A 20,073-nucleotide genomic window follows, 5' to 3' on the forward strand; every position below is an offset into this window, starting at 1 on the left:
TGTATGCTCCTTATGACGCGCTACTGCACCAGCACCAGCTTCTCTTTTGGAAAATAAACCGTGACCTGCTGTCCCTGAATGAACGGCTGCTCCATCTCCTGATTGACCGTGAATACCCCAAGCTCCGTCTCTACCTGATACTGGTAGCTGCGGCCGAGATACGTGCTGACCTGCACCTTGCCGGTCAAAGCATTCCCCTCCGTGCCCGTATCGGCTCCAGCGCCCAGCAGCTGCAGATCGTCCGGACGAATCGCACCCAGTAGTCCGGTGTTGCCTTCGCCGCCCGGCCGCTTAGCCGCCTGGAACTTCAGCTCGCCTCTGCTGAGCTCAATATCCGCACCCTCATCATTCCGCCCGTCAAAGGCAATAAAGTTCCCGAACCCGATGAACCGGGCCACAAATTCACTGGCCGGATATTTGAAGATATTCGCCGGATGGTCGAGCTGCTCGATCTTCCCGTTATTCATAACGGCCACCTGATCGGAGATCGAGAAGCATTCCTCCTGATCATGGGACACATAGACGGTGGTGATGCCCAGCTCCTGCTGGATGCGGCGGATTTCCACCCGCATGTTAACCCGCAGATTGGCATCGAGGTTGCTCAGCGGCTCATCGAACAGCAGCAGATCCGGCTCGATGACGAGCGCCCGGGCAATCGCTACCCGCTGGCGCTGTCCGCCGGACAGGGCACCCGGCAGTCTGGATTCGAAGCCGCCCAGACTGACCGTCTCCAGCATCCGGTTCACCCGTTTCTTAACCTCCGCTTCCTTCAGCTTGCGCAGCCGCAGGCCGAACGCCACATTGTCATACACCGACAGATGCGGGAACAGCGCATAGCTCTGGAACACGAAGCCGAAATTCCGCTTTTCTACCGGGACCTTGGTGTAATCCTTGCCGGAGAACATGAAATTCCCTGCCTCGGCATTCAGGAAGCCGGCGATCAGCCGCAGGGTGGTTGTTTTGCCGCAGCCGCTGGGTCCGAGCAGGGAGAGCAGCTGGCCCTTTTGCAGCGACAGATTGAAATCCTCTAAGATCAAACGGTTGTCATAAGCAACCGATACATGTTCAAGACTGAGTAGTGACATTGCTCTATGCCTCCGTTAATTATCGTTTGGTAAAGTAGGCGAAGCCCATCAGCCGCTCGATGATGAACATCAGTGCTGCCGTGAGCACCATCAGAATGACCGAAATCGCGGCAATCGTGGGATCGAAGTAATTTTGCACATAGGTCAGCATTTGAATCGGCAGGGTACTGATACCCGGCCCCGTCATGAACACGGAGATATCCACATTGTTGAACGACTCCAGGAAAGCGATCAGAATCGCCGCCAGAATTCCTGAGCGGATATTGGGCAGCACGACTTTGAAGAAAGTGTATACTCGGGTCGCCCCCAGGCTCTGCGCCGCCTCTTCCACCGCGAAATCGAAATTCTCCAGACTCGAAGCAATCACCCGGATAATAAAAGGCAGCATAATCACCGTATGTCCGATCAGCAGCCCCGCCACAATCGGCAGATTGTACACCACAATCAGATAACGCAGCAGCGTGAAGCCCAGCACAATCCCGGGAATCAGCACCGGCGACAGGAAGACCGCATTCAGCGTGTCCCGCCCGCGGAACCGGTAACGGCTCAGTGCGTAAGCCGCAGGCACACCCAGCAGGAGCGCCAGCAGATTGCCGAGCAGCGAGATGACAATGGACGTCCTGAAGGTCTCCATAAAGGCGCTGACCTCAAAGATGTTCTTATACCACTTCAGCGAAAAGCCCTCGGGGGGGAATTTCAGGACCGTGCCCGGCTCAAAGGAAGTAATGGAGATGATCACGAGCGGACCCAGCAGAAAAATAAAGACCAGCAGCGTGTACAGGGACAGCATGCGGTTTCCTTCCTTCATATTCTCACCCCTTCGGATTCAAGCGGTTGGCCCAGGCATTCATCAGCCCAACCACCACAAATGTAATAACGATCATAATTACCGCGATCACCGAAGCTGCCTGCCAGTCATTCAGCGTCATCGCATTCTGGTACAGAAAGGTGGAGACCACTCTTTCCTTGCCGCCGAGCAGCGCCGGCGTAGTGTACGCTGTGAGACTGCCGACGAAGACCAGAATCCCGCCGATAATCAGCCCCGGCACAGTCAGCGGGAAGGTGATTTTGCGGAACGCCGCAAACGGGGAAGCGCCCAGACTGCGCGCCGCCCGGACCAGCTCATGGTCCAGATTCTCCATTACGCCCAGCAGCGTAATAATAATCAGCGGCAGGAACAGATGCACCAGACCGATCATCATAGCTGCCGGAGTATAGAGTATGTCGAGCGGCTTCGCGGTCAATCCCGTGTTCACCAGGAACGAGTTGATCAGCCCTTTTTTGCCGAGAATAATCATCCAGCTGAACGAACGCACAACGGGACTGGTCAGCAGCGGAAAAATCGACAGCGCAAGCAGAAGGCTCTTCTTACGCGCGCTGGCCCGCGAGATATAATAAGCCGCCGGATACCCGAGCACCATGCAGACCAGCGTAGTCACCACACTTACCCGTAGCGTAGTCAGCAGGATGCGGTTAAAGTACCCGTCGCGAAAAAAATACAAATACCCTTCCAGCGTCAGCTTGCCGTCCTGCACAAAGGTGGAGGCTATGGTCAGCGTGATTGGGACCAGCATGAAGACCGCCAGGAATAAGAGGCCCGGCAGCAGGAGAAGCAGCACTCTTTTATTCATTCTCATGACTCCCGTCCTTCTTCGGCTCTTGATTTAAGCTATTCAGGCTATTAATGAAGTACTCCAGAAAAGCCGGCGCGTCCACCTCAAGACAGACCCCGGCGTTGGCCGGCTTGTTCAGCCTGTTCTGGAAATCGCAGACCGTCTGCCCATCGCATAGCTCGCTGCGGGTTTCCACGTCCACATAATACTTCTGCACGGTAACAAACCCCCGGTTCAGCGCCACACCCACCGCCAGCGGATCATGCAGCGCACAGGCCTGCACCCCGTTGCGTTCAAAATAACGCGTACGGTAGTCCGCCGTACTCTGCTCCACATATTCGCGAACCGCCGGAATGCGCAGCTTCGCGATATCCTCCGCGCTAAGCAGCGCCCGGCGGGTTACATCCAGCCCGACCAGCGTCAGCTGCGGGAAGCCCGCAGCCAGCACCAGCTTGCCCGCCTCCGGATCGACGTACATGTTGTATTCCGCAGTCGGCGTAATATTGCCGAAGCCCTGCACCACACCGCCCATCACAATCACCTCGGCGGCATGCTGCGTAAGCTCCGGGCATTTGTGCAGCGCACGCGCCAGATTGGTCAGCGGCGCGGTCATAATCAGCGTGACCTCACCGGGATGTGCCAGCACCTGGCGGATGATGAAGTCCTCCGCCCGCTCTGCTTCTGCCTGCTTCGTTACCGTCATATCGCGCAGTGCACCGCCGATGCCATCCGAGCCGTGCACACGGTGTTCGAACACGGTATCACGTACAAGAGGCTTGTCCGCTCCGCGAAAGACCGGAATCTGCCCCAATACGCCGAGCAGCTCCAGAATTTTGCAGGTATTCAGGGTCGCCTGATCCAGCGAGACATTGCCGCTGACTGTGGTGATCCCCAGAATGTCGAGCTGTCCGCTCGTGACGGCCAGCATAATTGCCAGCGCGTCATCCACCCCTGTGTCTACATCGAGAATGACTTTTTTACGCCCTGTCATCCTTAGCCGCCAATCTCACGGTTGAAGCGGTCAGTCCACACGGAGATATGCTCGTTCACGAAGGACATGTCCAGCTTGCGCAGCTTGCTGATTACCTCTGCACCGTACGTTACGCCTACCGCTTCTTCATCCGTCAGCACAACTTCTGTATTCACCGGGGAATCGACTTTGGCTTTGGCCGATTTCTCCTGCACTTCCTGGCTCAGCTGCCAGTTGATGAACTCTTCAGCAAGCTCCTTGTTGTCACTGCCTTTGACCACGTTGACCGTATTCATTACGGCATAAGCACCTTCAGACGGTGCTACGAACTTGGCATCCGGCACGGCTGCCTGGAGATCCTTGAAGTACATTTCCATAATCGGACCGCCGGCAATTTCCTCCTGGCCGAACATATTTACATACTCCGAAGTCTGGGAGTAATATTTGACCACATTGCTGTCCAGCTCCTTCAGCTTCGTGAAAGCTCCATCTTCATTGAACTCGGTACCGCCCGACACGAGCGATGCCGCATCCACAATCATTGGACCCGCTGTGGCAGTAATCGCCGGCAGCGCCAGGTTCTTGTCGAACTTACTCCACATATCTGCCCATGAACCGACTTCTCCTTCAACAAGTGCCGGGTTATAGGCAATTCCCAGCCGGCCAACGGTATATGCCGGACCATATTCTTCACCGAGCGGCGCTTTGGCGATATCATAGATCTTATCGATGTTTGGAATATTGCTACGGTCAATCGTTTCGAACAGTCCCTCATTGATAGCCTGCTGCGCATAATAATCAGACAGGTAGACTACATCCACATCGGAGCTGCCCTGGCGGATTTTGTTCAGACGCTCGGCGTTGTTGCCGATCTCGACGACGATTTTGACATTATGCTCTTGCTCAAACGGAGCGTAGACGGCTTCCTTGAAGAAGTCCTCCGAGAATCCCCAGGTTGAGACCACTAATTCCGTTGGCGCACCCGCAGATGTTGCTTCCGGTGTAACTGCATTGTCCGTACCGGCGCCGTTTGTCGCAGCGGTATTGTTGTTGCCGCAAGCGGCAAGCAGAGAAGTCAAAGCAAGAGCAAGGCCTGTAGTCATTAGTTTATTCATTAGTAAATAACCTCCCAAATGTAATTAAATATGCGGTACAATTCCAGCGGTCATCCTATACATACGGCATGTTCTGTCAGTCTTCCATTAAGCAATCGGCAGCAGACAACGGATCAGCAGCACCTCCTGTTGGTAATAAAAACTTGGTTTTCCTTATTTTTTCACAAAAAAAAGAAAAGCATTCTTGTAGGAACAAGAACACCTTTCTTTGTATAAACAAAGGAAAGAGCTACCCCGTTATAGAAGGACGGTCTTCGCTTAAGATAGATCAAAAGCAAAAATCCGTGATATTCATGATTCATGGACAGGCGTGGTTCATTCCCCGGCCAATATCATATTGGTAAAAGCCCATCCGGTTGGTGCATCATAATCCCTCAGCAGAACCTCAATCGTTAAGCCCATCTCTGCTTCAAGCCGTTCTTTGAATCTCTTCTTAAACAGCAGCGACATCCGGAAGTCCACTTCCTGCTTAAGCTCCGGCGCCTCCCCTTCCAGGGCGGTCGACCGTGGAGACCTGCGGTGCTTGGCGTGAAAGGTAATGACCCGCTGATCGACAGTAACGCGGAGCAGGGTCGTACCGAAGCCAAACAATTCCTTGGAGATCTCATTGTAGATCTGGCACATCTTCTTCTTCTGCTCGCTGTTTTCCAGTTCTGCCATGAAACCACCTTCGAAAACAGAATATCGTACATTCACATCGATAATAATTGCTATTATACATAATTCTAGCTTTTCCGGCAAGAAAAAAGCTGAATATAACATGAAAGTGACGCCAAACCCGAACGATGCAGCTCATAGTTATATAGCTTGTCAATCTATGAGCGGATGATTAGCCCATTTCTGCCCCGGCTTCCGTGAAATGAAGTTAAGCCTGTTTACAGTTAACCTGTTTAATTCTAGATCTTTACTAGACAAGTCCAAGCGGACTGGAGAGCCGTTATTTTGCTGAAAATACCACTTTTTCCTTCCACGCGGACTCAAAAGCCCCTATTGCACCGCTTCATCGTCCAAATGGCCTCCTGAGCGGGAATTAAGGTCTCCTGAGTCCGCAAGCGTGGAAATAATGCTTTATTTCAGACAATAAGGTCTTGTCAGTCCGCAAGCCTGCCCGCTTTCCTCGTAAAAACGGATTCCGCCCATCAAGGGACGAAATCCGTTTCAGCGGGAAATAGAAGGATGCACGATAGCGAATCATTCTAATCGCAACTAATTCTTAATTTAGATATAGTCCGCCATCGAGCGGACCACCAGCCCCGTCGGGGCCGCCGGCGTGAAGTCAGACTCCGCACCGCCGCTAAGCGCAAACTCTACCGTCTTCGGCTCGCCCGGAAGCAGATCGAAGAAGTTGTCGGAGAAGATGCCCTCTTCTTCTACGGTCAGATGCACACCTCTAGCCAGCACATCACTGCTGAGCGTGAAGCTCTTGGCGCTGCCTGGAACTTCCGTCACCGTAATCACCGGCTTGCTAAGCGGGATATCCTTGGCTGCCGCGAAGTAATGCTCCCCACGCTCCAGCACCTGTCCGCCTTCCAGCAGGGAAGCCGTCAGCAGCACTTGAGCCGGCTCGCGGCCTGCCAGCAGTTCAGCAACCGGCAGCGTGAAGACCACCGCTGCCGAATCCGCAGCCACAGTTACCGGCTGCGACCATTCCCGCAGCAGCGCGCCGCTGAAGTCCTGAAGACGGATCACCAGCTCACCGTCCAGCGCCTGGCGCCGGTCGGAGACAGCGTGGATCTTTAAGGTTTCTCCGTCTGTGCCGTCAATGGACAGCAGTATATCCTTGAAGGATTTGCGCACAGTATATTGCAGTGCCTTCCAGCGCCCGTAATAATCCATACCCGCCCAGGAAGCTACCGGCCAGCAGTCATTCATCTGCCAGTACAGCGTGCCCATGCAGTAAGGCTTGTTCCGGCGGTGACTCTCAATCGCGATGCGGATCGCTTCTGCCTGAAGCACCTGGCTCATGTATAGGAACCCTCTGAAATCTTTAGGCTGCGGCAGGTACATATCCATGTATTCTTTGATCAGCTGATTGCCCCGTCCGTTCTTTTGATGGGCCAGCATCACCTTCGACTCCAGCTCCATATCCGCTTCTTCTGCATAGCTGAGCACCGACCTCAGCTCCGGGAAGGACTGGAAGCCATATTCACTCATGAAGCGGCCAACCTTAAGGTTATAGTTCTCAAATGGCTCGATTCCGTGCCATACTCCCCAGTAGTGAATATCGCCTTCGCCCATAATCCGCGTAGCATGCTGATCCTGACCGCGGGTAAGCTCACGCAGCGGTGAGGAAGGCCAGTAATCCACACCCGGATGATTGGCGGCAACAGCGTCAGGCAGAATCTTGTGGAAGATTTCTTCATACGCGGCCCACAAGGTCTGGCGGATTTCAGCACTCAGCTTCTCCTTCCAGCCCCAGCCCATATTCTCCTCGAATTGCGACCAGGCCGAATCAATCTCATTGTTCCCGCACCATACAGCAATAGAAGGGTGATTCCGCAATCTGCGGACATTATATACCGCTTCCTCGCGGATATTGTTCAGGAACGGCTCATCTCCCGGGTACATGCTGCAGGCGAACATGAAGTCCTGCCAGACCAGCAGCCCGTACTCATCACACAGCCGGTAGAACGCCTCCTCTTCATAGAATCCGCCGCCCCACACACGCAGCATATTCATATTGGATTCCACCGCCGTAGCAATCTCATGGCGGTAACGTTCCTCCGTAACCTCAGTTATGAAGCTGTCATTTGGAATATGATTCGACCCTTTAGCGAAGACCGGTACACCATTCAGCTCAAAACGGAATGAAGCCCCATGCTCATCCGGTGTACGGACCAGCTTAATTTCCCGCAGCCCTGTCGTAACTTCCGACACGGCCACCGCTTCCTCTCCCTGCAGCAGCTCTGCACGGAAATTGTACAACTCAGGTAGACCCAGCCCGTTACACCACCACAGGCGCGGCGTATCGATGACGAGCTCCAGCTCCACCACCTGATTGCCCGGAACCAGCGAAGCTGCCTTCATCCATTCGTGCCCTTCGGCTGTTACCCGCAGCAGGCCGCTCCAAGCTTCCGGAGCATCCACTTCAACTACAGCCGTCAGCCGCGCTTCCTTCGGACTCACCGCATTCTGGCGGATGTACAGATCCTTAATTACCGCAATGTCCCGGCCCCACAGCACGGCTTCACGCCAGATGCCGCTGGTCAGGAATCTTGGGCCCCAGTCCCATCCATAGTGGTACGGCGCTTTGCGGGCAAACACACTGATCCGCTGCTCCTGAAGCCCACCGAGCTCGGACTGGTCATTCGGTGCAGGCAGATCATAGCCCAGCTGGGCCAGCTTCGGCAGATCCTCGGTCACTACAGAGCGGAATACGATGCGGATCTCATTCTCTCCAGCCTGCAGAAGCCCCTTCACATTCACAGTCCAGGAACGGAACATATTATCTGCAGACAGGGCATGCACATTGTTCACATACACATCTGCATACGTATCCAGTCCGGCGAATACCAGCTCCGTAACCGCCAGTGTCTGCCATTTCTCTTCTAATGTAAGTGCGGTTCTATATTCCCAGTTCTTCTTGTCGATCCATTGCAGGTCATGCTCATTGGTTCCATAGAAGGGCTGATCTATCACTCCATTCCGGAGCAGATCCGTATGTACCGTTCCCGGTACGACCGCCGGAAGCCAGGCTTCATCTCCGCAGGCTCTAAATTCCCAGTTCGTCAGGTTGATGTGCAGTTGTTTCATAAGTCCTCCTCAAAGTTTTGATAGCATATTCTTCTCCGAATCCACTTCGCATAACTCGCTTCGGAAGCATACGCTTTAATTTTGTTCCAGCATTCGCTTCCATCATTTTATTTTGTTATTTTATTGTTAGCAATAACTTAATTATAACCTTATAAACAGAACAAATAAAGACAATAAATAATAAATGAATACACTTCTTATCGGATAATTCAGCGCTATAATAGTCGCGGAAACGTTAACAATAAACAAAAAGAGAACTACATAATAAGCAATATGTTATTTTCGTTATCTTTTGTTATCCTTATAATCTTCAATTCATCCCTAACAGTCCCTGTGACTGCTGAATATCCCCATCCCAGCCGCTGCATTATGTTACTATTGAAGAGCTTGACCGTAAGGAAGTGCAGGAATTCGAGTCGGTCTACTGTGACGGATTAACTATGGTGCTGGAGGAACAGCTGGAGACCCGTTTGGCTTTTTCCGATATGGAAGAGCTGTTATCTTCCTCCTTAGCTTCTGCCCTAAGCAGTGGTCAAGCTGCTGCTGAAGAATGCCCCAGACCCCAAAATCCATGAAATCGGCACCGATGTCAGCTATCCCGCCCCCGCCTATTTCAATAAATTGTTCAAAAAGGTTGTCGGTGTCACGCCGAATGAATATGAACGAATCTCATCTGTGTAAGGAGTCTGATCCGCTTGCATCCACTATTCCATTCGACAACAGATCATCAGGAAATCCAGGTATATGATACGACAGAGCTATATGGCGAGAAAGGACGCTTCCGAGTGCTGCAGTTCTCAGGCGAGGCGATTCAAGGTGCGCTTGACCTTACGCATCCGCGTCGTATCGTCTTTGAATATCCGCGGGCGATCATCCATCTGATGGAGTGCAATGAACCGTATTTCGAGGATGTATTTGTCATCGGGCACGGGATCGGAACGATTGCCGGGTACTATGCGGAGAAGCGATTCACAATCGCTGAGGTGAATCCTGAGGTAGTTGAACTGAGTAGACAATACTTCGGCTATACCGGAAATAATGTGCGGGTTGGAGACGGACGCACCCTGCTGGAGAGCGAGCAGGATCATACCTATGATTACATCATTCTGGATGCGTTCACCGCCGAAGGAACTCCGCAGCATTTAATCTCCAGCGGGTTCTTCAGCCTTACCCGCCAGAAGCTACAGCGCCGCGGTTCTGTAATCATGAACCTGATGGGCCGCAGCGACAACAACCGGCTGATGGACGCCATTCATACTACGCTTGGCGAACAGTTCGCCTATATCAAGGCTTTTGCCCTGCCCTCCGAAGGCCACTCTGACATCCGCAACATCCTTCTGATGGCCAGTGACAAGCCCATCCGCTATCAAGCCCGCCAGATGGCTGGTTTTGTTGAAATTACGCTTGGGCAAGGGCATGTGATCCTGGATTAGATCCTGTTTCACTGCCAATCTCCATGTAAATCAGGCAGACATCATCCAGTTCATCCGATCCGGCGAGACTGCTATCATTACCGGATACAAGCAGCTTGTCCAGTACTCCGGCAATCGGCTCCGATATCGTTTGTTTCATTTCATTTATGATCAGATTAATCTGTTCCTTCAGCATCTGGCCGGGTCTCTCGATTAGGCCGTCAGTATACAGAAGGATTCTGGACTTACCTGTATATTGAATCGTTTGTTTCTTCACATTCAAGCGGGGAATAAGTCCAATAGGAAGACAGGATGATTTCAAATGGAATACTTGCCCGCTGTTGTCGATTAGCAAACCGCTGGGATGACCCGCGTTGATATATTCAATGGAACTAGTCTCTGTGTCCACGATCAAATATATGGCTGTGAAATAGAAATTGGCAGCTGTCATTGACTCACTAAACAGCTTATTCATATGATTGTTCAAATCTTCAATTACTTCTTCCGGGCTCGTACTGGTTTGAATGATCCCTCTGAGCAGTGAACGTATAGACATACAAATGAGTGCCGAAGATACCCCATGACCCATTACATCCATAATCAGAATGCCGTAACGGTGTTCAGTTATCCGGTACCAGGCATACATATCGCCCCCCAGGTTCTGTGAAGGAACGTATCTGGCATCAATGGCAAATGATTGTGTATAGATCGGCTGACTAAGAACGCTTTTTTGTACCTGTCTGGCCAAGTCCAGATCAATTCGAATACTTTGCTCAATCAACTTCTTATGGGTAATATCCAATATAACTCCATTCATAATAACCGAATCATTTTTTGTAGCATAAAAAGGAAATAGCCGGCTTTCAACCCAGCGGGTTTCCCCGCTTGAATGGACAATGCGATATTCCAGATTCTTTTGAAAGGTTTCCCCGGCGGCGGCGGCGGCTATTCTGGCACCGACCATATCCTTGTCCTTCTCATAGACCTGCGCCGACCATAAATAGGGATACTGATAATACTCCTCCGGAGTATAACCGAAGACCTTTTCACTTGCTGGTGAGATGGTCAGTAATTTATCCTGAGTCACATCATAGGACCATAAAATAATATCAATACTTCTCATAATATTATTCAGCTGGGTCTGTACTACCCCCAGCTTTTCCTGCATTCTTTCAAATTCTGTAATATCCTTGGCAAAACCGATAACTCCCTGAATTTCTCCGTCGGCCATGAGAGCAACACTGGATAAATCAAAGATGTGTGTCTCTCCGCTCTTATTAATCAACTGCAATTTTCGTGAAGTTGAAAGAATACTACCGTTCGTGATGTTCTGAAAGGTCTGCTGAATTAACGGTACATCCTCCGGTAGAAATAAATGGATAAACGGGGTGTTCTTGATTTCCGCCTCTGAATATCCGAGATTATTAAGAAGATTAGGACTTACACTGATGATTGAACCCTTTAGATCCACTACGTATATTCCTGCATTGTTGTACAGAAATAACGATTCATACCGCTGCTCACTGTCCCTCAGTTTCTTTGTACTCCTATCATACTGGCTATGTAAGATAATCAGTGAGGTAAGAATAAAAAATTGGGTCACAAGGCTGACCCTAAATTCATAACTGAACACTTTATCAACGAAAAAAAAATTATACAAATTCAAAATAACTATTATGACTAGAATAAGAAAAAATCTGTTTTTGACAGACCATTCTCTCAACCGGTATAACCATCTGTTGTTCATGTCACTCTCCTTTTCTTACACATGTAGAGTGTCACATAGGCACCTTCGGAGATCAATCTTACATCATCCATAATGCCATGAATGAGCATCAATCCCCTGCCATGCAGTCCGACCGGGAAGACCTCTCCATTATGCAATTCAAAGGATGGGCCATTTTGACAAACCTTAATCTCCATGATGTCCGATTCAACCAGCCAGGAAATTCTGAATCTGCATATATCTGAAGAACTCCCATGCTCAAATGCATTCGTGCAGGCCTCTTCGGTTACCAGCTGAAGCAGGATCGACTCATGCTCAGAAAATCCTGAGATTTGAGCAATTTTCCTGGTAATATCTATGGCAAGGGCTATATCATTACGTCTATAAATAACCAGAATTTGACCATATGTTCTTCCTGAGACGCTATTCATTCCGTACACCATTTAAATAATCATAAGCGTCATTAAGGTCCGTGAATATCTTCATGAGTGTACTGAAATGTACAATTTCAAATATTTCACCCACGGTGGATTGTACACCCGCAATAACGAGTTCCTTGCCCATACGTCCTGCGGTCAGCACAGCATCTGCTATTACACCTAGTCCAGCGCTGTTCAGGTAGGATACATCAGTGAGCTCAAGGATAAGCCCGGCAGAGTCACCTTCTATAAGCTTCAGAATCGTCACGCGGAACTCATCGACATTCTTTAAGGTCACGTCTTTATTCCACTTCAGCAGTTGTATCTTTCCCTGTAAAGAATTCTCCATCAATCATCCCACCTCTTTTCTTTTAGGTTCCAGATTGATCAGCTTTTCTAAATTCAATAAATGAATGAACTGCTGATCATTTTTATAAATGCCCTCCAGCATTTCGGATTTCCGCAGTACGTGATCCGGTGTCTCATCCAGATGTGCTTTGGGAAGCGGTCGAACCTCTGATACTTCATCCACCAGGAGCCCCACCTCATGCCCAGATACTTCACAGATCAATATTCGAGAGCTCGAAGATCGGTCGTGTGTGCTCATACCTAACCGGAGTCGTATATCATATACCGGAAATAACAATCCGCGTAAATTAATCATTCCCAGGACATGGGAGGAAGCTGAAGCAAGCGGATGAATCTCCGGTACCGGTACAATTTCTTTCATCTTCCTGATTGGAATGGCAAAATGCATTTCCGACAGCCTGAAGGTTACATATTTCCCGTTTTCCTCATCCAGCTTTGCGCCTTCAGCGGCTTCAGACAGCAGAATGGATTCATAGGAAGAACCTGCTTCACGAGCAATAGAGCCTACATCCAGGATGTGCGCTACATGACCGTCTCCAAGAATAGTCGAACCGGCGATATAAGACACATTGCCGATATAATTACCCAGTGATTTGATTACAATCTCCTGATTTCCAATCGTTTGGTCAACGATCAGACAGACTCGTTTATCTGCCAATCCGACAATGACAACGAACAAGCGGTCTTGGGCGGCATCCTGCGCCTCCTCTACCTGCAGCCTGCTGTGCAGGCGGACAAGCGGAAGCACCTGATTGCGGAATTTACATACTTCTTTCCCTTGTACCGTAAGAATATCAGATGTTTTCAGCCTAAAAATTTCAATAACATTTACTAACGGGACTGCAAAAGTGCTAGTCCCCAGCTTAATGAGCAAGGAGCGGATAATCGCAAGGGTCAAGGGAACCTTTATCGTAACTACGGTTCCTTCATTCGGTGTCGTTTCAATATCAATGACGCCATTCAATTTCTCAATATGCGATTTCACAATATCCATTCCAACCCCGCGGCCGGACAGATCTGAAACTTGCTGTGCTGTCGATACACCTGAACGGAATATAAGAAGAACCAGCTCCTTTTCGCTCATGTGGGCAACCTCTTCAGCTGAAGCAAATCCTTTGCGGACCGCCATTTCCTTTACTTTATGGGCATCAATCCCCCTGCCGTCATCAGCGATAGTAATCACGATCATATTCCCTTGATGACTTGCCCGGAGTACTATGGTACCTTTGCGTGGTTTCCCCATGGCGGCACGTTCTTCCGGAGCCTCCAGTCCATGATCAGCGGAATTCCGCAGAATATGTATGAGCGGGTCACTTATCACCTCAATGAGGGTGCGGTCCAGCTCAGTCTCTTTGCCTTCAATGACGAGTTCAATACTTTTACCCGACTTTTGCGCCAGATCACGAATCATCCGCGGAAATCGGCCGAATAAATGCTCTATCGGCAGCATCCGCGTTTTCATCATGCCTTCCTGAAGATCAGAAATAACCATGTTCAAATGATTGGCAATGTCATTCAGTACATTGATATCGCTATTATTTTTGAGCTGCTCGCCTAATTTGACGCTAATGCTGTGCAGCCTTGTATTATCAATGATCAATTCACCTACCAGATTGAGCAGACCCTCCAGACGTTCTACGTCTACACGAACCGTTTGCGCCACCTGTAACTTAGTTTCAGGTACCCCTGTTATTTCCTTTGCTTTAAGTGTACCCTTTTGGTGATCTTTATCCTTTTCGACTCGGGGCACAACTTTCCCTTCTACAAAAGTATTGAGATTCAGATTTGTAATATATTCCACATGCACAGAGTCTATTTGGGAGATTTGCTTCAGACTGGCCATAATGTCTTGCTGCATTTGTCTGGTAATCAGTATATAAACGATGGCTCCGGCAAACATTTCATCCTTTTCAATCATCTCCAGCTCAGGGAAGCAGACAGCAATTTCCCCCTGCTCCATCAGATTGATTTCCGCGAGCTTGGCGCGAACATATTTCATCGATTCTTCTTCAGCCAACTGCACATGAATCGCCATTACCTCTGAACCGCTATCCAGGGCTTCCTGTATTTGTTTCCTGTGGACATCATTAAACACAATATGCAGGGCAGGTGAGGGTGGGCGTGCCTCGGGTTCACGTGTCGCGGCTCCAACTGCAGCCGAAACCCTGACTTCTTCCAACCGGCTCATCAGGTCTGAAGTATCTCCTTCCTCCATCACCCCACCCAGGATGGAATGGCGCAGCTGCTTAATGAAGTCTATACAGTCAAACAGGATATTCAGTAATTCAGGAGATACCTCCAGCTGCCCGCCACGGATCAGATCAAACACACTTTCCATCTGATGCGTCAACCCGTTAAGCTGCTTAAATCCCATTACTGCCGAAGATCCTTTTAAGGTATGTGCCGCCCTGAATATTTTTTGGATGATGGTATCCTGACAGCCTGAACTTTCCAGCACTAATAAGGATTCATCCAAGTATTGTAGCTGCTCGTGCATTTCATCCAGAAATACTCCCAAGTATGCGGAATTATGATACTCATTCATCTTCTAAGCCCTCCTTTAAGCGTCACCCTTCACCAAACAAGCGCTCGATGTTCAGTATACTAATTAAACCTTCAGAACTTTGCCCGATTCCATCCATGTATTGCGCTCCATCTGACTCATGGGATTCTAAGGGAGACTCGATTTCCTGAAATGAAGTCACCTTCTCCACAGCATCTACAATAATGCCCATAGCCTCTTGCTTATATCGCACCACAATAATTCGTGACTGTGCCTTTACAGGTGTTTCAGGAATACCAAATCTTCTACACATACTAATCACCGGTACAATCCTGCCGCGCAGATTAATGACTCCCTTGATGAATGGCTTGCTGTTAGGCACTCCCGTGATATGCTCCATCTTGATAATTTCATCAATATCCCGGATATTGATGGCATGCTTCTCGCCTCCCAGCCGGGATACGATGTATTGTTCAGATTCCGCTGTGAGCATGGCTTCTCCTCCTTACAGCTTGAAGGCTGCTACAGCGCCATTCAGCTCATCCGCCAGAGTGGCGAGCATTTGTGAGGAAGCGGCTGTTTCCTGCGCTGCTGCTGCAGATTGCTGACTTCCCGCAGCCACAGTCCCAATAGATACTAATACCTCGCTCGTCTGCGCCGCCTGTTCCTCACATGCTGCCGCAATACCGGTAATTTGTTGGTTCGTCTCATTTACACGGGATACGATGCCATTGATCAGCACCTCTGTCCGGTCTGACAGCACCGAGACCTCGCTCACAGCTTGAACACTCAGTACCGTATTCTTCTGCATTCCCCGGATAATAGAGGCAATTTGTTTGGTGGCTTCACTGCTTCGTTCCGCCAGCTTGCGGACCTCATCGGCCACAACGGCAAAACCTCTGCCCTGCTCTCCGGCACGCGCTGCTTCAATGGCTGCATTTAGGGCAAGCAGATTGGTCTGCTCGGCGATTTCATCAATCACTTCAATAATTTCACCAATTTTTTGGGAGTCCTGCTCCAGCAGCTCCATCTTCTCCGACAGGTTATTCATGCCCAGACTGGAATTCCGTACGGCGTTACTTCCCTCTTCGGCGCCTTGACGTGTCAGTATGGATAGTTCCGACACCTGCTCCGCATTCTTCGCAACCTCGTCAATGCCTCTGAGCAGATCCTGAATCAGCTGATTGATGTTCTGCGCGGCCTGAGCCTGTGACTGACTGCCGCCGGCAATTTGTTCGGTGGTTGCCGATATTTCCTCAGAGGAAGCAGCCACATTCTGAGCAGATTCTGCGGTATTTCCGATTAATTTTTTTAAGTTGGATATCATTTCATTAGTAGCCGCGGCAAGCTTGCTGAATTCATCACGGCTTTTGATCGTAACTTGATCCCTGAGGTCGCCGCCCGCCATTTTCATCATGACAGCTAGAAGCTTGGATACGGGGCCCACGATTCCTTGAGAGATAATTAAAGCCAGCGCGATAGCAATCGCTGTCGCCAGAAAAGCAAAGATAAGGATGGTAGTTCTTCCGGAATTATAGCTGTCTACACTGGCTTCAATTGTGTTATTTGCTCCTGTTATTACATTCTCAGCGGCAAGATTCGCTGTATCCTGCGCCTTTTGCAGATCAGCTACTGAATCAAGCATGGTTTGATAGGCATTCACATTATCGTTTCTCATTCCCATATCAACAACGTCCGGAACAATTGCATTATACTTCTCCACACTTTGCTTGATGATCTCCAGGGATGACCTTTGATCTTCATTCAGGTCAAGCGCTCCATAGGATTTAATACTGGTAGCAAGCTTAGCCTGGTCTTCTTGAATAGCTGTCTGTATTTTACTGAACTCTGCCGTACGCGTCTCCAGTATAATCTTCATCAAATCCCCGCGTAGTTTATAGAGATCTGTGCGGATATTTTCCATTTGGACCAGTGCCGGAAAGTTATAACTGCGCATTTCGACAGAATTGCTATTCATTTGCCCCATCTTCACAATCGACAATCCACTAATCAATAGAAGCAAAGCTACAATACCCAGAAAACTTCCCAACAACTTTGTACGGATCGTTAATTTCAAATGAAACACTCCCTTTAGTGATTTCTCTTTGTTTTCACTTTCACAATTCATCCAACTGTACTTCGCTGCATATATTTAATTCCATTGTGAAATCCCCCTATGTTCTTCATGGGGAAAACTCCTTTGCTCAAAATGGTTTACATTGTGAAATATTTCTCTTACATTATCCCCTATATAGGTCCTTGTGCCTATCATCACTAGTTCCTGTTCTTCGACAAAATATTCCTGTTTATTTCAGGAATATTTTCCCTCTCCTAGGGATGAAAAAAAGCAATGATACCCTATGATGCGGTATCATTGCTTTTTCAAAGTATAGGTTAAGGAGGAATTATACATTTGAGAAATCGCCTGGGCCCGGCCGTTAACACCAAGCTTTTCGTATATTTTAGTGATATGATTCTTAACGGTATGTGTACTAATAAAGAGTTTCTCAGCAATTTCCTTGTTATTGAATCCCAGTAAGACAAGTTTCAGAATTCCCTCTTCCCTTGAGGTCAGACTGCCTTTGCTGTCTAGGGGAGATAGAGAGATAGGCGATGTAGACTGGACAGACAAATAATGTTCTACGGATCGCAGGATAGGGTCATCTATCGGAATAGGAAGGAATTCCTTCCATTCTTTCTCCCCGTGCTCGATATACAAGTGAACCATCAGCAACGCTTTTCCCAGGAAGGTATAAGAGTTGTCTCTTACTTCATCCTCTCTAGTCTGGCCCGACCTGTAGCGCTGCAATTGACGCAGCAGCTTTACAGCTGGGATATCCCCGACATACAAAGCCAGCAGTTCCGGATCATATTCGCTGAGCAGACTGGCCTGTCCTATCCATTCCACCTCTTCAGCGGGACGATTCAACTCTTGTAGCAGGCCCTGCGCAAGTTCCTTTACCAGGATTCCCTTATTATAGGATTCCGGTCTCCACATGAGCAATGTATCCAGAAGCAATTTTAGAATATCCTTTTTATCAGATAGGATTTCTTTTGAAACCCCTAGCAGCTTAGTGACTACCAAACCAGAGGTTCCCCGAAGAAATGTAGTAAATTCCTTATGATGACTTTCATTATTAAATTGGACCGTGATCAGCCCCAGCAGTCTCTGCTCAAAGGCCAACGGGAATTCTATTAATTCCCTTCCCCTCCATTCCCGCTGTATAGGTCTGCGCAGCATATTAACGATAGGTACCCCGTCTCCAAAATAGGTTGTTTCAACATCGGAAGCATAAACGTTATATTGTTCACTAGGAGCAGTCGAGGCTGTGTATATTTCCATTCTTTCACCATCCGGCAGGTGCAATAACAAACAAATAAAAGAACTCTGAACCTGCTGCTGTACGGTTTCCATAACCATTTGCAGGAAGTTCTCCCTGTTATGGATGGAGACCATTGTCTGGGTGATTTCGAGAAAGGCATCAATCCGCATTCTTCGCCGTTCGTATTCTGCTTCGTTATCCATATGATATACGGTAGATGAGAATTGCTGGGCTATCAGCATACCCATATCCGCCTGCTCTTCCGATATTTCCTGCCTTAAGGAATCTCCGCCAAACAACAGCCCGAACAGCTTATTTTTATACTTTATGGGATAACAGATGATCACTTTTGGCTTAATTCCCTTTGAAGTAAAAAAAGAAACCCGCGGGTCACGGTCGACCTTCTCCCAATACCCCATCTGCCTGGAGAGCCCTACCTGCCCCAAAAAGCCTTCCCCTACATAAAAGGAAGATCTAAATAGCAGATTATCCCCATGAATCCCGGTTGTTTCAATTACAGTAAATTGTTCACTATTCGTAATATTACTGGCGTACCCCGCAAATTCAAGTCCCAGCACACGTACAAATATGCCCAGCACACCTTGTATCCAGGTTGGGCTTCCTGAATCCAGCAGATGTACGAGATTCAGCAGCTGCAGATTATTCGAAGAATTATTTCCATTCTGCTCACACTCGAGTAAAGCCGCCACTGTGTCTGCAAGCGCTTCCAGTTGAATGAAGAAATTATCAATATTTTGTTTGTCATATACTTCAACCCTATCAAGGGCGCGAATCCAATGCTGCCATTCTTCCGGAGTGATCGTTTCTTTTATTTTGCCGGTAATCAATTCTTTAGTACTTCCATCAATCCAAACACCTGCAAGAATATAATATGGCGTTTGTTCTCTAATTTGCACGGGGGCCACCAGAAGCTTAAACCCTGAGATGGTTTCATATATAATCGGCTTGGAAATGCCCCGTACTTTTTCGATAATTTTCATTATGGTATCTTCAGTGGAGTTACTCTGATAACCTAATAATAAGCCAACCATATCAGTCATTCCGGAAGGCTCAGTTAACCGTTCGTCCGCTTGATTAGTTATCATAACCGTCAATCCGCATAAAGAAGAGTAAGCATTCTGCAGCATCTGCAAATTCGATTTCAGCTTGTTCTTCATCATACATACCTCTCTTCCTGCCTACTGCATAAGGTAGAAATTCGACGTATTATGACTATTCTCCTGCTTTACCTATATATAAAATTACAAACAAAGATACAATACCCAAAATTTTCATAAAAAAATGCATAATAATGCAACTTTTATGCTGTTATACGTAGTATCCGCGTTAAATTTCATGGGCCGGTGTTCCTTGATGAAAAAACATCTGCCAGCGTCCATCGCGGAATTTCCAGATTGAACTGCGCAGGCAATGCATACCGGACTCTTCGTTGAAGGTCCGGTAGGTCGCAAGTACATTATCCTCAGACAATGTATGAAGTTCAAAGTTACTCAAGGTCATCCGTACCTCGCCTGCGCCCCCTTCACCAACCTGATCCTGTTTCCGCCATACCCTGCCTGAACTTCCGAATTCAGTGTAATCATCTGCGATCAGCAGTGACACCGCTTCAGGATTCGTACGCACTTCATTGCTCAGCAGTAGTTCCTCGAGATCGCAGATATGGTCTGCCAGCCATTCTTTAGCTGTCATATTAATTTCCTCCTTTTTACAAGAGCCGCTGGCAGCAGCTGACTCCCTTCACAACAATAGGCCCGCCACCTCGCT

The 20,073-nt window shown here is 48.8% G+C and carries 16 protein-coding genes; 1 reads left to right on the plus strand and 15 read right to left on the minus strand.

Features of this window, described 5'->3' with window-relative positions; translation table 11 throughout:
* Positions 1-20 precede the first annotated feature (20 nt).
* From MKX70_RS01285 to MKX70_RS01315, 7 genes are all read right to left on the minus strand, one after another.
* Positions 21-1,085 (minus strand): ABC transporter ATP-binding protein, encoded by a 1,065-nt coding sequence (locus MKX70_RS01285; protein WP_340839400.1) that lies wholly within the window; start codon positions 1,083-1,085, stop codon positions 21-23.
* A 19-nt stretch (positions 1,086-1,104) separates the two neighbouring features.
* Positions 1,105-1,893, minus strand: a complete 789-nt coding sequence (locus tag MKX70_RS01290) for an ABC transporter permease (protein WP_039310212.1) — start codon at positions 1,891-1,893, stop codon at positions 1,105-1,107.
* Between the two features lie 4 nt (positions 1,894-1,897).
* Positions 1,898-2,716: an ABC transporter permease gene (locus MKX70_RS01295; RefSeq protein ID WP_340839401.1), complete on the minus strand. Its 819-nt coding sequence runs from the start codon at positions 2,714-2,716 to the stop codon at positions 1,898-1,900.
* A complete protein-coding gene (locus MKX70_RS01300) occupies positions 2,709-3,689 on the minus strand; it encodes a nucleoside hydrolase (protein ID WP_340839402.1) in 981 nt (326 codons plus the stop codon). Before MKX70_RS01300 ends, MKX70_RS01295 begins: the two co-directional genes overlap by 8 nt.
* Positions 3,690-3,691: 2 nt before the next feature.
* Positions 3,692-4,783, minus strand: a complete 1,092-nt coding sequence (locus MKX70_RS01305) for an ABC transporter substrate-binding protein (RefSeq protein ID WP_340839403.1) — start codon at positions 4,781-4,783, stop codon at positions 3,692-3,694.
* Between the two features lie 315 nt (positions 4,784-5,098).
* A complete protein-coding gene (locus tag MKX70_RS01310; protein ID WP_039310202.1) occupies positions 5,099-5,443 on the minus strand; it encodes a hypothetical protein in 345 nt (114 codons plus the stop codon).
* A gap of 558 nt (positions 5,444-6,001) precedes the next feature.
* Entirely contained in the window at positions 6,002-8,536 is a 2,535-nt protein-coding gene (locus MKX70_RS01315) for a beta-mannosidase (protein WP_340780920.1), read from the minus strand.
* Between the two features lie 695 nt (positions 8,537-9,231).
* Here MKX70_RS01315 and MKX70_RS01320 point away from each other — a divergent pair.
* The gene (locus MKX70_RS01320) at positions 9,232-9,969 is read left to right on the plus strand and encodes a spermidine synthase (protein ID WP_340780921.1); all 738 of its coding nucleotides are present in this window, start codon (positions 9,232-9,234) and stop codon (positions 9,967-9,969) included.
* Here MKX70_RS01320 and MKX70_RS01325 read toward each other — a convergent pair.
* From MKX70_RS01325 to MKX70_RS01360, 8 genes are all read right to left on the minus strand, one after another.
* Positions 9,935-11,695 carry a SpoIIE family protein phosphatase gene (locus MKX70_RS01325; protein ID WP_340780922.1) on the minus strand — a complete coding sequence of 587 codons (1,761 nt, stop codon included), beginning with the start codon at positions 11,693-11,695 and terminating at the stop codon, positions 9,935-9,937. The genes MKX70_RS01320 and MKX70_RS01325 overlap by 35 nt on opposite strands.
* On the minus strand, positions 11,692-12,105 hold the full coding sequence (locus MKX70_RS01330) for an ATP-binding protein (protein ID WP_042232673.1): 414 nt from the start codon (positions 12,103-12,105) through the stop codon (positions 11,692-11,694). The genes MKX70_RS01325 and MKX70_RS01330 overlap by 4 nt, the downstream gene beginning before the upstream one ends.
* Positions 12,098-12,442, minus strand: coding sequence for an STAS domain-containing protein (locus MKX70_RS01335; RefSeq protein ID WP_340839404.1), 345 nt, complete (start codon positions 12,440-12,442; stop codon positions 12,098-12,100). Before MKX70_RS01335 ends, MKX70_RS01330 begins: the two co-directional genes overlap by 8 nt.
* 3 nt (positions 12,443-12,445) lie before the next feature.
* Complete coding sequence (locus MKX70_RS01340) at positions 12,446-15,007, minus strand: chemotaxis protein CheW (RefSeq protein ID WP_042232672.1); 2,562 nt, start codon at positions 15,005-15,007, stop codon at positions 12,446-12,448.
* 22 nt (positions 15,008-15,029) lie between these two features.
* On the minus strand, positions 15,030-15,458 hold the full coding sequence (locus MKX70_RS01345) for a chemotaxis protein CheW (RefSeq protein WP_042232670.1): 429 nt from the start codon (positions 15,456-15,458) through the stop codon (positions 15,030-15,032).
* A gap of 12 nt (positions 15,459-15,470) precedes the next feature.
* Positions 15,471-17,042, minus strand: a complete 1,572-nt coding sequence (locus tag MKX70_RS01350) for a methyl-accepting chemotaxis protein (RefSeq protein ID WP_340839405.1) — start codon at positions 17,040-17,042, stop codon at positions 15,471-15,473.
* Positions 17,043-17,336: 294 nt separating this feature from the next.
* Positions 17,337-19,469 (minus strand): helix-turn-helix transcriptional regulator, encoded by a 2,133-nt coding sequence (locus MKX70_RS01355; RefSeq protein ID WP_340839406.1) that lies wholly within the window; start codon positions 19,467-19,469, stop codon positions 17,337-17,339.
* A 166-nt stretch (positions 19,470-19,635) separates the two neighbouring features.
* Positions 19,636-19,998 carry a nuclear transport factor 2 family protein gene (locus MKX70_RS01360; RefSeq protein ID WP_042232666.1) on the minus strand — a complete coding sequence of 121 codons (363 nt, stop codon included), beginning with the start codon at positions 19,996-19,998 and terminating at the stop codon, positions 19,636-19,638.
* Positions 19,999-20,073: the final 75 nt, after the last annotated feature.

Source organism: Paenibacillus sp. FSL R7-0312, from assembly GCF_038004445.1.
GTDB lineage: Bacteria > Bacillota > Bacilli > Paenibacillales > Paenibacillaceae > Paenibacillus_AQ.

Coding starts and splice junctions, on each gene's coding strand:
- MKX70_RS01285 (WP_340839400.1), bottom strand. CDS start 1,085: ATGTCACTACTCAGTCTTGAACATGTATCGGTTGCTTATGACAACCGT.
- MKX70_RS01290 (WP_039310212.1), bottom strand. CDS start 1,893: ATGAAGGAAGGAAACCGCATGCTGTCCCTGTACACGCTGCTGGTCTTT.
- MKX70_RS01295 (WP_340839401.1), bottom strand. CDS start 2,716: ATGAATAAAAGAGTGCTGCTTCTCCTGCTGCCGGGCCTCTTATTCCTG.
- MKX70_RS01300 (WP_340839402.1), bottom strand. CDS start 3,689: ATGACAGGGCGTAAAAAAGTCATTCTCGATGTAGACACAGGGGTGGAT.
- MKX70_RS01305 (WP_340839403.1), bottom strand. CDS start 4,783: ATGAATAAACTAATGACTACAGGCCTTGCTCTTGCTTTGACTTCTCTG.
- MKX70_RS01310 (WP_039310202.1), bottom strand. CDS start 5,443: ATGGCAGAACTGGAAAACAGCGAGCAGAAGAAGAAGATGTGCCAGATC.
- MKX70_RS01315 (WP_340780920.1), bottom strand. CDS start 8,536: ATGAAACAACTGCACATCAACCTGACGAACTGGGAATTTAGAGCCTGC.
- MKX70_RS01325 (WP_340780922.1), bottom strand. CDS start 11,695: ATGAACAACAGATGGTTATACCGGTTGAGAGAATGGTCTGTCAAAAAC.
- MKX70_RS01330 (WP_042232673.1), bottom strand. CDS start 12,105: ATGAATAGCGTCTCAGGAAGAACATATGGTCAAATTCTGGTTATTTAT.
- MKX70_RS01335 (WP_340839404.1), bottom strand. CDS start 12,442: ATGGAGAATTCTTTACAGGGAAAGATACAACTGCTGAAGTGGAATAAA.
- MKX70_RS01340 (WP_042232672.1), bottom strand. CDS start 15,007: ATGAATGAGTATCATAATTCCGCATACTTGGGAGTATTTCTGGATGAA.
- MKX70_RS01345 (WP_042232670.1), bottom strand. CDS start 15,458: ATGCTCACAGCGGAATCTGAACAATACATCGTATCCCGGCTGGGAGGC.
- MKX70_RS01355 (WP_340839406.1), bottom strand. CDS start 19,469: ATGATGAAGAACAAGCTGAAATCGAATTTGCAGATGCTGCAGAATGCT.
- MKX70_RS01360 (WP_042232666.1), bottom strand. CDS start 19,998: ATGACAGCTAAAGAATGGCTGGCAGACCATATCTGCGATCTCGAGGAA.